This window comes from Bdellovibrio sp. HCB274 (genome assembly GCF_047306075.1).
In the GTDB taxonomy this organism is placed as follows: domain Bacteria; phylum Bdellovibrionota; class Bdellovibrionia; order Bdellovibrionales; family Bdellovibrionaceae; genus Bdellovibrio.
In genome coordinates this window covers 1,325,181-1,340,235 of the sequence record NZ_CP178623.1, presented here as the reverse complement: position 1 = coordinate 1,340,235, position 15,055 = coordinate 1,325,181, and the positions used below count along the sequence as shown (strand labels likewise).

Annotated in this window: 14 protein-coding genes and 1 riboswitch; of the genes, 6 read left to right on the top strand and 8 right to left on the bottom strand. The window is 46.9% G+C overall.

Going from position 1 to position 15,055, the window contains the following annotated elements; all coding sequences use genetic code 11:
• Positions 1–43 precede the first annotated feature (43 nt).
• The 4 genes from ACLWNV_RS06585 to ACLWNV_RS06570 form a co-directional block, all read right to left on the bottom strand.
• Entirely contained in the window at positions 44–2,056 is a 2,013-nt protein-coding gene (locus ACLWNV_RS06585) for a TonB-dependent siderophore receptor (RefSeq protein WP_413587136.1), read from the bottom strand.
• A gap of 149 nt (positions 2,057–2,205) precedes the next feature.
• Positions 2,206–2,309, bottom strand: a riboswitch (TPP riboswitch).
• A 42-nt stretch (positions 2,310–2,351) separates the two neighbouring features.
• Positions 2,352–3,629 carry a trans-sulfuration enzyme family protein gene (locus ACLWNV_RS06580; protein ID WP_413587135.1) on the bottom strand — a complete coding sequence of 426 codons (1,278 nt, stop codon included), beginning with the start codon at positions 3,627–3,629 and terminating at the stop codon, positions 2,352–2,354.
• Positions 3,630–3,764: 135 nt separating this feature from the next.
• The gene (locus tag ACLWNV_RS06575) at positions 3,765–4,622 is read right to left on the bottom strand and encodes a hypothetical protein (RefSeq protein ID WP_413587134.1); all 858 of its coding nucleotides are present in this window, start codon (positions 4,620–4,622) and stop codon (positions 3,765–3,767) included.
• 90 nt (positions 4,623–4,712) lie between these two features.
• A complete protein-coding gene (locus tag ACLWNV_RS06570) occupies positions 4,713–6,413 on the bottom strand; it encodes an NAD-dependent malic enzyme (protein WP_413587133.1) in 1,701 nt (566 codons plus the stop codon).
• 122 nt (positions 6,414–6,535) lie between these two features.
• Between ACLWNV_RS06570 and ACLWNV_RS06565 the strand changes: the two genes are divergently transcribed.
• Entirely contained in the window at positions 6,536–7,282 is a 747-nt protein-coding gene (locus ACLWNV_RS06565; RefSeq protein ID WP_413587132.1) for a substrate-binding periplasmic protein, read from the top strand.
• Here ACLWNV_RS06565 and ACLWNV_RS06560 read toward each other — a convergent pair whose 3' ends face one another.
• A complete protein-coding gene (locus ACLWNV_RS06560; protein ID WP_413587131.1) occupies positions 7,283–8,089 on the bottom strand; it encodes a hypothetical protein in 807 nt (268 codons plus the stop codon).
• Between the two features lie 276 nt (positions 8,090–8,365).
• On the opposite strand from ACLWNV_RS06560, the gene ACLWNV_RS06555 reads away from it, so the two are divergent.
• Positions 8,366–8,758 carry a hypothetical protein gene (locus ACLWNV_RS06555; protein WP_413587130.1) on the top strand — a complete coding sequence of 131 codons (393 nt, stop codon included), beginning with the start codon at positions 8,366–8,368 and terminating at the stop codon, positions 8,756–8,758.
• Between the two features lie 561 nt (positions 8,759–9,319).
• Here ACLWNV_RS06555 and ACLWNV_RS06550 read toward each other — a convergent pair.
• The gene (locus tag ACLWNV_RS06550; RefSeq protein WP_413587129.1) at positions 9,320–9,703 is read right to left on the bottom strand and encodes a SnoaL-like domain-containing protein; all 384 of its coding nucleotides are present in this window, start codon (positions 9,701–9,703) and stop codon (positions 9,320–9,322) included.
• 144 nt (positions 9,704–9,847) lie between these two features.
• On the opposite strand from ACLWNV_RS06550, the gene ACLWNV_RS06545 reads away from it, so the two are divergent.
• A complete protein-coding gene (locus tag ACLWNV_RS06545; protein ID WP_413587128.1) occupies positions 9,848–10,309 on the top strand; it encodes a hypothetical protein in 462 nt (153 codons plus the stop codon).
• Here the strand turns inward: ACLWNV_RS06545 and msrA are convergent.
• On the bottom strand, positions 10,306–10,899 hold the full coding sequence (gene msrA, locus ACLWNV_RS06540; protein WP_413587127.1) for a peptide-methionine (S)-S-oxide reductase MsrA: 594 nt from the start codon (positions 10,897–10,899) through the stop codon (positions 10,306–10,308). The two genes, ACLWNV_RS06545 and msrA, sit on opposite strands and share 4 nt — an antisense overlap.
• 151 nt (positions 10,900–11,050) lie before the next feature.
• Between msrA and ACLWNV_RS06535 the strand changes: the two genes are divergently transcribed.
• Positions 11,051–11,623, top strand: a complete 573-nt coding sequence (locus ACLWNV_RS06535; RefSeq protein ID WP_413587126.1) for a hypothetical protein — start codon at positions 11,051–11,053, stop codon at positions 11,621–11,623.
• 51 nt (positions 11,624–11,674) lie between these two features.
• Here ACLWNV_RS06535 and ACLWNV_RS06530 read toward each other — a convergent pair whose 3' ends face one another.
• Positions 11,675–12,967: a beta-sandwich domain-containing protein gene (locus ACLWNV_RS06530; protein ID WP_413587125.1), complete on the bottom strand. Its 1,293-nt coding sequence runs from the start codon at positions 12,965–12,967 to the stop codon at positions 11,675–11,677.
• 208 nt (positions 12,968–13,175) lie between these two features.
• Between ACLWNV_RS06530 and ACLWNV_RS06525 the strand changes: the two genes are divergently transcribed.
• Positions 13,176–13,571, top strand: a complete 396-nt coding sequence (locus tag ACLWNV_RS06525) for a YccF domain-containing protein (protein ID WP_413587124.1) — start codon at positions 13,176–13,178, stop codon at positions 13,569–13,571.
• Positions 13,572–13,587: 16 nt separating this feature from the next.
• A complete protein-coding gene (cls, locus tag ACLWNV_RS06520) occupies positions 13,588–15,054 on the top strand; it encodes a cardiolipin synthase (RefSeq protein WP_413587123.1) in 1,467 nt (488 codons plus the stop codon).
• Position 15,055 lies beyond the last annotated feature (1 nt).

Here is a 15,055-nt window from a genome sequence, read left to right as displayed (position 1 = left end):
AGAGGTACGGACTTACTTGCAAAGGTAAGGCCGTACCTTTTCTCTAGAGTAGTACTTGGAGATTCAAAGTAATTTGACGATCTCTTCCCGGGTAAAGATAGATGTGACCGTATTGGGTTGGAGATTCTCGCCAGTACTTATTATCAGTGATGTTTTCGATCAGTATTTCAGTATCGAGCTGAATGCCGTTTAATTTTTTCCTGAATCCCAGACCTGCATCCCAGCGAATCCAGCCTGGAATCATGATGGAGTTCTCTGCGGTGACTGCGCGCTCCCCTTCATAGACAGCACGGCCTTTCGCCGACCACATTGAATTGAAACTCGCGTCTAACCCCGCACGCAACGTTTGCTTTGGTACGTTCACAGGAGCATTGTCATTCAAGGCAGCAGTCAGGGAGCTGCCTTCACGTTTTGCTTCCAGCAACATCGCCGATAGATACCACTGACAGCGAACACACTTGCCTTTCACCTCGACCTCTACACCGGTGTGACGATCCACTCCATCCACTTGATACAGTGGCGCCTGATCAGCCACCAGCGGACGATGAATATCAAATACTGCCACGGCCCAGGCTAAGTCCTGCCCGCCACGCAAGCCGAGTTCGTACTGACGAGAACGCACATCAGGCAAATACTCGCCTGGATTTGAATAGGTATTTCTATTCGGAATCACATACGTTTCCATGCCCTCTGAATAACTGGAGTACACCATCATCCCCGAAGACCAGCGATATGAGAGTGCGGCCCAAGGTAAAAGAAATGACTGATAAAAATCGGTGGCGCGACTGCCGTCAGTTCTGACGGAGCTGCGATGAATGCCATTCCAGCTGCCGCCCAGCCACCCCGTCCAATTGCCAAACGTGATGGCATCCGCCAACTGCAGCTGCAGATTTCCAGAATCGCGATTGGTGCTTTCGTCATTGAGCGTTGGGTTGGGTGGCACTGTCGCGGTGCCGTCAACAGTTCCTTCCCCCACCAGATTATAAGCCTGACGTTGATAGCGCTCCCGGGTTTTCCATCCCAACACCGCAACATTCCATTCGTGCTTAAACTTTTCAAAGTCTAATCGGCCATTCACTCCGGCTCGCGCTGCCTCCGTATCACGAACCTCATTTTCGCTACGATAATCATAAAAATCGAAAGTTCCATCCGAACAATAGCGATCAAAATTCCCCTCTTTGGTGCACCCATAGGGATAAGCCAAATAGTCATTGGTCTTTAGTGACTGAAAGCCTGCGGCAAGATTCCATTCCAGATTTTCGGTGACGACTTGAGCGTAACGGATGCTTCCAGATAAAGCCCCGAAGTTTACCGGCTGACTCCAGAATTGATCATTCAAGTTGATATTTGGATTCTTCACCGTCGGAAGTTGCGATCCCAATAAACTCATACCTGGCTGAGTGGGTTGCGCCCGACTCGCCCACTCAAGCTCAGCATCCAGCAATCCCCGCTCGCCGATGCGAACACTCACAGCCCCAGCCACCAGCGAGCGATCGCCTTTGGCATCTTCTAAATGGGGCGAAAGATTCTCCTGCGCCAGATTTATTCTGAAACTTGAGCGCTCTGTGATCGCATCACTGACATCTGCTGCTGCCAGCACCCCGCCTGAATCCGAAAGGTCTATAGAAACTTTGCGCAATTTTTGCGACGAAGGTTTTTTGATTTCATAGTCAATGATACCACCGGGAGTACTTACCCCGGCCTGAACACCCGCAAGTCCCTTTAAAACCAAAATTCCTGATTTGTTTTCCAGTGGTATCGACGTTTCCGCATTGATGGGAAGACCATTGCGGCGAAAGTTATTGCGGTTATCCAGAGCGTATCCGCGAATCGCGACCATGTCCCAGTACCCGATCGCATTGTAACTGTCGCTTAACGATGCTTCCAAGGTCGTTAAATCCGCCAATCGCAGCACCTGGTTCTTTTCCAAAGTCTGTTCCGAATAGTTTTGTGCACTGACTGGCAGGGCTTGAAGTTCCATTCCCTGAAAACCTAAAAGCGAAGCATTCACTTCGACTTTATCCTGTACCACAACTGTATCAAGAGTCGTAGCCATGGAGGGCTCTTCAGCCCTTACGGAACACGCTAAAAACGTCAGGATCCCAATGCTAAGTCTGATTTTATATTTTTGAAGAACTAAACTTTTTCCCATCGCATTTCCTTTACTCAGGGAAATGCGCAGAAATGAAACCGCATGGATAAGCGGTGTGATTCAAACGACTTCCCTGCGCGAGCATTATCTCTGTCAGGTTCAAAGGGTATTTCTCAGCCTTCATGCACCCTGCATGAAAGCACCCCTAGCTTGTGATGGCGTTATGACGGAAACCATAAGTTCCGTCAACGGCAATGTATTAAATTCTTTTTAAAGCGTCTTCGATGTCGGAAATAATATCTTTGGAGTTCTCAAGTCCGATACTTAAACGGATCGCGCGCGGGTCAATTTTACTTTCACCACGCTTGTCTTCTGGGATCGCCGAGTGAGTCATAAATCCTGGCACTTCAATCAGTGTCTTAGTCAAACCCAATGAAACCGCCAAAGTGATCGAGTAAGAATTTTGCGCGATATCGTCGACAAATTTCTGACAGCGTTTCATATCGCCTTTTACATTAAAGGAAATCATAGTCCCCGGACAGAATTTATCTTCTGGAGACTTCAAGTATTTGCGCGCCAGTTTATATTGCGAATGGGATTTCAAACCAGGATAAGTGACAGACTCCACCTTAGGATGCTTTTCCAGGAACTGGGCGACCTTAAGAGCCGTTGCCTGTTGCTGTTCAAAGCGAATCGCCTGAGTCGAAAGACCGTAAACCATGATGTGCCACGCAGAATACGGATGAATGATGGCACCGAAATCCTTACGCGCTACACGTAGCATACCTTCAAAGGTCTTCGGCGCAATGACAGCTCCGCCCATTTCTGTACCGAAACCAGAAATATTCTTGGTCAAACTTTGAATCACAAAGTCCACGCCCCACTCAATCGGACGCAGGGACCAAGGTGTCGCAAACGTATTGTCCACAACAGTGTAGATACGATCGTCAGCCTTGCGTTTCTTATTTGCGGCCTTCACAAGCGCTGTGATTTTTTCCAGATCGGCGATTTCTAAAATGGGATTGGATACAGATTCAAAGTACACAACGCGCGTTTGCGGATTGCTCAGTTCTTTTTCCAACACCTTAAAGTTGTTCACATCAATCAACGAGTGCTCAACACCCAAACGTGGCAACCAGTTGGTGATCAGACTGTAAGTGCATCCGTACAATGTTTTATGGGCAATAACTCGTTGACCATTTTTCAGTAACGTCATCAACGTGGAGGAAATCGCGCCCATCCCGCTACCAAAAGTAACGGCGCTTTCGCCTTTTTCCAAAACTGCCAATTGGTCTTCTAACATTTTAGTCGTTGGCTCTTCCAGGCGATCGTAAATCCAGATCGGACTGTCTTTGGAGTCTCCGGCAAAACTACTAAAGCCTTGCGCACCACGATTCAAGGAACCCAAACGGAATGTTGTCGAAGCCGTCATCGGAGGAATCAAGTGATGAGAGAACTCCCAGGATTTGGAAAGTGCTTCCCCGTGGATAGCCTGAGTTCTTGGTGATAAGTGTTTACGCGCGGACTTTTTAGTCACGATTCCCCCTGCATTTTCAAAGCAAAATATCACTCGAAAATAGAGCACAGGTTCTAGAAGAGAGATAGACATGACTTCAGGCGATAACGCTCCCAGCCGCCACCAGCTCTTATGGATTGGTTTTAAGGGGAAAACTTAAGCGGCTTTGTCAGCAAGCAGCCGTTCGCAGCGATCCAGAATAGTCGCGCGAATACTTTCCCGGTGCTTTACAAACTCCGGGAGCTTCGTGTTTTGCACGATCTTATACAACTGCACCACTCGCAGTAATTCAATCAAGCGCGGCTTCTGCGGGCCCTTGGACAACGGATACTTGGGCATTTCCAGGTTTTCCTCGGCCGCTTCCATGACGGCCATTGTCCAGTCGATTTCTGTTTGAGTCAGGTAAATCCCTGGCACAAACACGGGACGATCCTGGCGTTGCTTTTCTTCCTGAATAAGCTGAGCGTGCAGCAGCTGCAACTCGCCAACAATGCGGGTTAACTCGGCATCGTGATTTTTTCCGTAAAGTTTAAAAACGGTTTTCTTCCAGGCATCGCAGAAATCCTCGAAACCAATGTTCGATGCTTTTTCAAACAAAGGCGGATGAGTGATGTAATTTAAAGTTTTCGTGATCACGTCCTCTGCGATCACCACACTCGTATACTTCCCGCCGACACGAAGAAGATGATGAGTCCAGCTTGCCAAAGACAACAGCGAGCGGTTTTCCACCTGACCGTTTCTGAAATTTAGATGGAACTCCTCGAAGGTCATAGACGACATCGGAGCATCCAGCATCTGGTCCATGACGCTTTTACGACGATCGTGTTTTGGCAGTTGGTAAAATGAATTCAGTTTCTTCTGAAACTTCTCAAAAGTATCATTCCACAGATTTTCACTCTGACAGGTTTTATAGAGTTGAAAGGCCTTCGCCGGATTTGGCTCTGCCTCATCCAGCAAGGAATTAATTCTTTCAACCAATGTGCGTGGAAACGTGTGCCAAAGTTCCTGAATCATAGGGATCAGTTTACTGGCATTTGTGCGAAAATTCTGGTTTTTATAAATCGTCGAACTTTTAGTCGTTCAATAACCAGTAACGAAGAGCTGCTAGGTCGCAGCTCTGTGACGGTAAACGCGGTATTCGGGTTTCCAGAAATTCTTATCAATAGCGGCCAGCAATTCCTCGTCAGAAACCGTGATGGCAACACCATCAGACTGAGCGGCCTTACCAACTTCGAAAGCAATTTTTCGTGACACCTTCGCGATATCCTTAAGCTCTGGCAGCAGAACGCCATCGCCCTTCGTTGCCATAGGCGAACAATCCGCCAGGGCCTCGCTGGCTGCCATTAACATCAAATCCGTCACACGACGGGCCCCTGATGCAATAACACCCAAGCCCACTCCCGGGAAAATATAAGAGTTATTACATTGAGCAATCGGGAAAATCTTATCGCCAAAAGACACTGGCGCAAATGGACTTCCGGTGGCCACCAATGCAGCCCCCTCAGTCCAGCGAATGATATCTTCAGGCAACGCTTCAACCCGTGATGTTGGATTGGATAGCGGCATCACAATCGGACGCGCACAATTGGAATGCATCAGACGAATGATTTCTTCAGTGAATAGTCCCGGCTGCGCCGAAGCGCCAATCAGAACCGTCGGCTTTGCGTGGCGAACAGTTTCCAAAAGCGAAATTTCGCCCTCGCCCATTCCCCAGCTTTGCAGGTTTTCTGATGTCTGAACCAAAGGTGCCTGGAACTCAAGAAGGTTTGGCATCTTATCTGTTAACAAACCAAAACGATCCACCATGAACACCCGTGCGCGGGCCTCGGAATCACTTAAGCCCTCAAGCTTCATGCGTGCGACAATTTGCTCCGCAATTCCGCAACCTGCGGAACCCGCCCCCAGAAAGACCACGCGTTGATCACGCAATTGTCCGCCGGCTGCGCGACTGGCAGCAACCAGGCTTCCCACCACGACCGCGGCAGTTCCCTGAATGTCATCGTTAAAACAGCAAACTTCATCACGATAGCGTTTCAGCAATGGCGATGCATTTTTCTGTGCAAAATCCTCGAACTGCAAAAGCACATCGGGCCAACGGCGTTTCACGGCCTCGATAAAGGCGTCAACGAAGGCATAATATTCGTCACCAGAAATACGCGGATGTCTCCAACCCATATAAAGGGGGTCGTTGATCAGCTGTTGGTTATTTGTCCCGACATCCAAAACTACCGGCAAAGTATAAGCTGGACTGACTCCACCGCAGGCCGTGTACAGGGAAAGCTTACCGATTGGAATTCCCATTCCACCGATCCCCTGATCGCCCAAACCCAAAATGCGTTCGCCGTCAGTCACAACGATCACTTTGACTTTTTGCTTGGTCACGTTGCGAAGCATTTCATCAATGCGATCCCGCTGCGGATAGGAAATAAACAGTCCACGATGCGCGCGATAGATTTCAGAAAAATGCTCGCAGGCCTCTCCCACCACCGGTGTGTAAATGACCGGCAGCATTTCCGTGATGTGATTGACGACCAGATAATAGAATAAAGTCTCGTTGGTATCCTGCAGATTACGAAGAAAAACGTGGCGATCCAGATTGTTTTTGATCACCTTGAACTGACTGTAGGCGCGGGAGGCTTGCTCTTCGATGGACTCAACCTGGTCCGGCAATAAACCATGCAGATTCAGATTTGATCGCTCTTCCAGGGAAAAAGCGCTGCCCTTGTTAAGCAGTGATATATCCAAAAGAAATGTTCCTGAATAGGGAATATAAACCGGGCGATTTTTTGAACTGTCTGAATCCATGGCCGCATCCTATTACGAAGTGCGCCACTTGTACATCTGTTATAAAGCTGATGATAGCTCGTATAAGGCTGAGTAATTAAATAGTTGTATAATTACCACGTTTCCTGATGTAGCCTGAAGAAATGTTATTGCTTCAGTTGATCACCGGAACGTTACTTGTCTTTTCAACCCTAGCCGTCGGCGCAGAAACCATTCACCTCAATGGCGAGGATGACTGGGCCCCTTATTCCTCGGCTACCAAAGATTATAAAGACCTTCAGGGTTTGGCCCCTGATATTATCCGTGCAGCTTTTAAGTCACAGGGCGTGACGGTCATTCTACGTCCCATGCCGTTTGCACGCTGCATGAAAGAAGTTGATAGCGGAAGATCCCTGGGCTGCTTTGACACTCTGATCAATGAAAACACCCAGAACCTCTACATCTTTCACCCTACTCCCCTGTTTAAGGCAGAAATGTATATCTATGGGCCGGCCAATGGAGCTCCTGTCACTTTAAAGGATCTTGAAGGTAAAAAAGTGGGAACGACGGTTGGCTATACGTATCCAACTTCGTTTTTGCAGAACAAAAAAATTCTGACTGAAGACGGTCCCACTGAAAAATCCCAAATGCAAAAGCTTGCAGCAGGAAGAATTGAATATGCGGTTTTGTGGGGTTTAACCGGAGAAAGAATTCTCAAGAACAATCCGGAGCTTCAAGGGAAAGTGAAATCACTGGGTAAGGTATCCCGGGATTCTTTATATATTAACTTCTCCAAAAAACACAAAGATGGCGCAAAATATGCCGCCATCTTTGAAACTGGTCTTAAGAAGATTTTGGAAAACGGAACTTATAAAAAGATCGAATCCGATTTTCAAAAAAACCTGAAATAATTAGTTCAGGTTACCCAAACGGGCCAAAGCCTTTTGTTGTTTTGCTTTGGCTTCGCTCAGCTTTTGACGCTTTTGATTTAGCTTTTCCTGCATATCTTTTTTCTTCTCGATATTCATTTGAGCTTTTCTGTTGTGCTTGTCCGCTTGCGCCAATGCTGCACGAGTTTGTTGCTCCAATCTTCTGGATTCAACTTCATAACTTGCGCGAGCTTTCACCAACTGAGAGTCCGTTTGTTTCAACATCGCTGCTGCCTGGCGCTCTTCGTTTTTAGCACGGGCCAATTTAGCCTGAGCTGTTTTCAAAGCTGCATTCGTGCGGGAGATCTCTCCTTTGGAAGCATTGATCGCTGCTGCCAACTGCATTTTTCTGTCTTCAGACTGATCGCGATCCGCCTGAGCTTTGTTTAACTTCTCTGTCGCGCGCGCCAGTTTGTTGCGAGCTGCTGACTCTTCGGTTTCCATCTTATCAATAGCTTTTCGCAATGTGATTGTTTCACCGATCAAACGAGTCGTTTGTTTGGAGTTCTTAGTAGCATCAGCCTGCAAACGCTTCACTTCACGGCGAGTGCGCTGGGAAGTCTCTTTATGTTCAGCAGTGCGGGATTTGAAATCCGACTTTGCACTTTCAAGTTCAGCAACAGACTCATCAAAACCACCTTGAGCTTCATCAAGATTAGCGAAGGCGCTTTCAACTTCTGATTGCGCTTCCATAGCATTATCTTTTGCCATAGAGGCGTAACCCTGAGATGCGCCGAAAATCATCATCAATGCCGAAGCTGCCAAAACTTTTGTATAATTCTTAGTCATAAATGGTTCCTTATAAAGGTTGATAGCCCTCTCTATCCACTTTCCGTGCCGAACCTCCGCGTCCTCTTCATTTGCAGCTGACCACTAAGGTGCCCCTTGAACCGGGAAATACTTACCAAAACAAACGACAAATTAGGCACCTCTGGTAAAGCCGCGGGAACACTGAAGAAGTGTCAATTTACGCGACACTCTTTGAGCTTTTACAATGGAGGCAGGGAATTACCGCGGCCTTTTAATATTGAAGTATAAGGAGGCATCTTTTTCTTCGAGGTGTTCATGAAAATCAGTACTCTTACAATTGCCGCTTTAGTTCTTGCATCGTCTGCGGGTCAGGCAAAAACAATTTCCTGCAGCGGTATCGATAAAAACGGCAGCACCGTCAGCGTTCAGGTTTCTTTGAACGACGGTATTTCTTTTGATTTTAAGACCAAGAAAACCAAAGCAAAAAACTCTGAAGACTATTCTGATGTTTGGACGGCGGACTCTGGCTCCTATCAATTGGCTGAAGCTTCAGCTCAAACTATCGTGGGCTCTTTGGGGTCACGCAGTGAAAAATGGGCGAAGCTGACATTAGGTGATCTTGGTAAAGCGAATTCAACTTTCGAGTACGACGAGAACGACTCGGGCTTTGAATACAGTAATCATGTTTCCAAAATGATCTGCCGCTAGTATTCTCCTGGATTAGTGTTCCAGATATTTCCTTTCAAAACACCGGGCTTCCAGGCTCGGTGTTTTTTTTCGCCCAGACCGGATTCCCGCTCCAGTTGTGGTGTTTCCAGGCCACAGCGTAAAAAAGTTTTGCGATTTATCAAAAACTCGCTGGACCAAATTCTGGATTCTCTCCGCAAAAGTTCTCATCACGATCCGACGTTGCTAAAATTCAGTCACGCGAAGCTTTTCATAAGTCCGCGAAATTTCTCGCCCTGATATCGAGCATGAATCGCATTCAACAAATGTGCGTACTAATTCGAGATAAAGGAACAGTTTTGCCTATTTAGACATCGAGAAAATTCACGTTTCGGACGAAAATAAAAGTACACAGGCCGCACGGAGGATCAGGAATGGCTAAAACAAGAGTAAAAGGTTTTCTTACCCTCTCATGCATATATCTGCTGGTCTGCTTGTTTTATTCCAACTGCACGGTTCGTGAAGAGTCCCATACGCCAAGTCAGCTGAGCGGACTGAGTCACTAACTGCAGCTGACTTGATGACTGTCTTCGGCTTTTGAAATCACATCGTATAGAAAAATTCCTCTTTCACAATTTTGCCGTCTTTCACTGTATAAATGCCCACTTCTTCCATGGCCCAACGTTTGTTGGTTTTTTTATCAGTCGCATCGTAATTAAAATAAACGGCGAAACGATCACCTGATGGAAATGGTCCATCAATTTGCGATGAGTGAACTTCCATAGTTTCTTCCCATTGTTTATTTTTCTTTAATGCGTTCTGTTTTCCGTGGGATTCTGCAGGCATGTCTGGCGTATCCATCGCCTCGCGGCTTTCGATATCGTCAGCATATAACGTTTCAATCGCTTTCACGACTTCATTGCTTTTACAGAAATCAACGAGCTTTCTGCCGACCTCAAGAGCGTCTGTTTGTGTTTGTGCATTCATAAGACCCCCTTTTTGATTCAGCCTAAGAATACGCCTGTGTTGCTTTTTGAAAAGTACAGATTGGGTCCGGCCACGGGGTTAACGGCCAGCGGAACCTTGCCGAAAGCCGTGTCTGTGTGTCAGTCTTTTATAAAGGAAACTCAGATGCAAAAACTCGTTTTCACTTTCACTTTGCTGGTTACATCTTTGGCGGCTGCCCAAACCTGCCGGGACATCTCGGGCCTTTATCAAATGGCCGAGGGCGCTGTCGTTCAGTATCACGTAGAGGATTGCACCCGCTTGATCCGCTGGAGCGGCTTTACCACCAAAAAGGGCGAAATCATAATGTCGCCGGAAAAACAGGTGTACTTGTTGTCAGGAACTCCAGAGTGCAACACCCTGGGAAAATGTCAAAGCGTCACGTCTGTTTCTGACGGCATCCTGATTTCATTGAATTATAAAGGATATGTGAAAACCAAAGAGCACGGACTTTGCCAATACCAGAGCACACTGCTGTCAGTGGATGCTCATCGTGATTTAAAAAGTGAATATCAGGTTGAAAACTGCGATGACGGTTTTACTGGAGTTCACTCTAAATTATTTCCGAAAGTTATAATCCAGAATTAGAAATCGACTTTTCGCACGAAATGGCAGGTGTAACCATCAGGATTTTTTTGCAGATAGTCCTGGTGGTAATCTTCCGCCTTCCAGAATTCACCGGCTTTACCCACCACTGTTGAAACATCTTTGCCCCAGGCCTTGGATTTATTAACCCGGGCTATCACCCTGAAGGCAGTTTCCTTCTGCTCGTCGCTGGTATAAAAAATTTCGCTGCGGTACTGTGTACCCACGTCGTTGCCCTGGCGATTCAAAGTCGTAGGATCATGAATTTTGAAAAAATAAAGCAGCAGATTCTCATAGCTGAGCTGCTCGGGGTTAAACTCCACCTTCACCGTTTCTGCATGATTGCTGATACCGGTCTTAACGATGTCATAAGTGGCGTTAGCGACCTTTCCGCCCATGTAACCTACTTCGGTCTTGGTCACACCGGGAAGCTTTCTTAGGAGGTCTTCCATACCCCAAAAACAACCGCCCGCCAGATAGGCCACGGCAGCGTCGTTTTTAACGGGTTTTTCGGCGGCAAAGGCGTGACCACTGGCCGAAAAAACGCCAGCCAAAATAGTCCAGATGGTAAGAAGAAAATTGCGAGGTTTCATTGGCAAATTATAGCATTTTGTCGATGCCGTAAACAGTGTTCAAAATGACTCAATCTAGTCCAATTTCTTTCTCTTCCCGCCCGGTTTTTTAAAAAGAACTGGGTAACCGAAATGAATTGTGTAGAATAACACTGTTATGCATGGAGGAGTCATGAAGCTTAATACAGCTAAGTGGATCGTATTGCTTGCAGGATTCGCAAGCGCAAGTTCAGCAGGGGCCGCATCCTTTACTTTGGCAAAAGGTACTGGTTATCGCATTGAACCTCTTTACGGTATTGAAACCGTTTACCGTGACTACCCCTCACCTCATTTACAAACACGCTCCATGTACGGGTTGCGGTTTGCTATAGGTCCTGACCTTCTATCTTTGGAAGCGGAGTATTCAAAAGCTTCCGACACTGAAGACTATTCGACGGCTCCTGAAAAAGTGAAGACTGAAGATGAACGCCTCAAAGTGGGCTTAAGCTCCTTTTATCGTACGCAATATTTCCATCTGGGCGGAAGAGCTGGTGCGCAAGCGACAAAATCCGTGCGTGAAACCACTACGTCAGGTGTAACTACCCGTGATGAACGCCCGATCGCTTACAACCCTTATGCGGGCGCCTCAATCGGTCTTAACTTCGGACCTGTGAATATCAGTTTAAGTTCCACGGTGGTTTTTCGGGATAATGACTGGGAAAAAAGTGACTTTCAAAATATGATCTCTGCCGGAATCGGCTACTAGGATTCTAAACGAAAAAAAGCCAGTCTCTAGGACTGGCTTTTTTATTTTTAACTATTTGACTGCACGAAAATTCAGGAAGTTGCTATGCTCTGACAAAATCGTTAGATACTTAAGCATTGTCTCTTGAGGGTAATTTGCAGTGTCGTTGTACTTCGTCTGGAACTCGACGATCAACTGATATGTCTGCTCATTATTCAAAGACTTCACTTCGATTGCCAATTGCTGTTCAGCGATGGAGTAAGCGTTAAGGGCCATTTCCTGATATGTCCCTTTTAGAAGACTTTCCGGTTTGCTTGCAGTGTACAACTTATAGTTTTTGTATCCTTCGTTGTCTGCCTGACGGAAATTCAGGTTTTTAGCTGCCACTTCTTTACGATAGTGAACCGGAATGACCTTACCAATTTTGGAAATAATCATTTCGTAAACTTTTCTGGCACGGCTGTCAGATTTGCTTGCATCCTGACGCTTTTGGAAATCCAAAGAGATTTTGATCAATGAATCACTCGTCACAGGACGGCAAGTTTGATCACTTTGGATTGAAAGCATAAAGGCTTCAAATGTTTCCACTGCCATAGACTTGTAACCCACGTCTGCTGCACTTTCAGGACGGCTGGCGTTGTGACGGTCCACGAAGAAGTTAATCAACGTCAGCATGTAGTCTGGGGAAGCAAATTGGTTTTTATCCGCCTTCAACGTTGCAATAAACTCTGCCACATACTTATTGTATTCCTTGCTTGCGTATTTTTCCTGCCATGAACCTTGAGTGCTGCTTTCTGCGCGTGCAGCCCAAGTTTGTACCAGATCCAATTTTTCTTTTAGGATTGAATCAAACTTCTTGTTGCAGGAATTTTCCGGTTCACGGTTACCGAATTTTGGCGCTTCGTGAGTGGACACTGCAGTGATGTCCAGGTTTGCACTACCACCCATTGCTTCAGCCTGAATTTCGATAGATGTGATATTTTCGCTTAGACTTAGAATTTCTGACGCCAGTACTGCGTCACTGTCAGCGATAGTGACGTTATTAAACGCCTTAACGATCACTCTTTCTTCTTTATCAGTCACCAGATTCACGCTGACGACTTTTACGCGGCCGGCTTTAGGTTTTGCTTTAATTTGGGAAAGTGGGATCGCCTTTGCCAACTCCAGACGATACAATTGACCACCGTTTTTGCGTGAAACAGAGTCGATACGCGCCGATGTCTCGTATTGATTTTGAGGCAGCACGGATTGATCCATATCGCCGCCACGATAGGATGTGTAGTTAGCAGAACTTGCATTTACCAAAAGCGGAGCCTGGCAAAGCAATAACGACATTAAGATTCGATTCGCCTTTTGACGATTCATAGTGTTTCCTTTCAGTTGTTTTTAAACTCTCTGGACCTAAGTCTGTTGGATGATTTGAATCGTTAATTCCAAAAATCTCGAACAAAGAATGCTCCACTTGCTTAAAATCAAAACGTTGCGAGACGGGGGTTTGTGCATCAGCAATCCAGTTTGCTAATGCACATTGACCATCTTTGCGCGTCCCCTCATTCTGTCACTGGAGGCACTGATGAACTTTATCTTGAACATCCTGTGGTTATTGTTGGGTGGGTGGACAACTGCGGTATCCTGGTTCACATCTTGTCTATTTATGGTGATCACGATCATTGGAATTCCGTGGGCGAGAGCGGCATTTAATATCGGCCTGTTGAACTTGTGGCCTTTTGGCTCCCGCGTTGCTGACCGGGAACACGTGCGCGGACAATCTGATATCGGCACCGGTGCCCTGGGTTTAGTTGGAAATATCGTGTGGTTCATTCTGTGCGGTTGGTGGCTGGCTTTGAGTCATTTGCTGTGGGCGGCACTTTTAGGGCTTACGATCATCGGAATACCGTTTGCTCTTCAACATTTAAAACTTGCGGGGATTTCACTCGCCCCTGTTGGAAAAGCAATCGTATTCAAATAACTTTCCAGGATGCCAGATGCTGACGTGGACTTTTGATTTCAATTTTAACAGCTGGTTTCAATGGGTGATCTTCATCGTCGACTTTATTGTCCGTATCTGGATTTGTGCGCGGGTTATTCAGCGTCGCCTGCCCGCCTCTGTGGCCTGGGCCTGGCTGGGGTTGATGGTCTCCCTTCCCATCTTTGGAACATTTTTGTATTGGACCTTTGGTGAATACCGCCAGGGTCACCGTCGCATGCGCAGACTGCGCAGGGTGCAGGAAACCCTGAACCGCATTGCCGCCGTTCAACCCACCGACTCTATTTTGAATGAACATCAGCAAGGTGATTTACATCACGCCTATCAGGCCCTATTTGGTTTTTCACCGAAAACCGGGAATCAAATTCAGCTGCTAAAAGATTCCGATGAATCCTTCGAACAGCTTTCCAAAGACATTGCCAATGCCAAGCACACTCTGGATTTTTCCTTTTATATCTGGAGCGATGGTGGCCGTGCCGATAAAATCGCACAGGAAATTATCGCGGCCGCGCAGCGGGGTGTACGCTGCCGTGTTTTGGTGGATGCCATTGGCAGTTCCAAGTTCATCAAAGGAAAATACTATCGCGCCATGAAACGCGGTGGAGTCAAAATGACAGTGGCACTGCCATCTGGAATTTTCCGCTCCTTGATTGCCCGTCCCGATTTGCGCATGCACCGTAAGATGGTCATTATTGATGATGAAATCGGTTATGCGGGGAGCATGAACCTGGCTGATCCTTTGTTTTTTAATTCCACCTCACCAGCGGCACCATGGATTGATGCTCTGGCGCGTATCCAGGGGCCTTCGATCGCTGATTTAAAAACCGTTTTCTTAAGTGACTGGTGTGTGGAAACTGGCAGTGATTTTGCCAAAGAACTTACCAAAACCAAAGCTCCCGATGACACTCACACCAAGCCAGCTTTTGTTCAGTGCCTGCCTTCGGGGCCCGCTATCAAGTATTCCTCGATCGAGCAGGCCTTGTTGATGGCCATCGCCTCGGCCCAAAAAGAAATCGTTTTTACGACGCCCTACTTTCTGCCCAGTGAATCCATGCTTTATGCTTTGCTGGCTGCCGCTCGCCGAGGGGTCAGTACTATTTTGATAGTTCCTGCGAAAATTGACTCCCGGATTGCCCACTGGGCAAGCCGTTCGTTCTTCGAGGATTTGCTTCTTGCAGGCGTCCAGGTGGCTCTGTACAAGCCGGGCTTGTTACATACGAAATCAATTACGATTGATGATGATGTTTCTTTGTTTGGTTCCGTGAATCTGGATCCACGAAGTCTGCGTATTAATTTTGAGATTACATTAGCGATTTACGATAAAGACTTCACTCAGTCCTTGCGTGATCTGCAAAATGAGTATTTGGAAAATTCAGATATGTATACCCTGGAAGCCCACGAAGGGCGCCACACTGCTGAAGTGTGGGCCGGTGATTTGTCCCGCTTGGTGGGCCCTTTACTTTAAT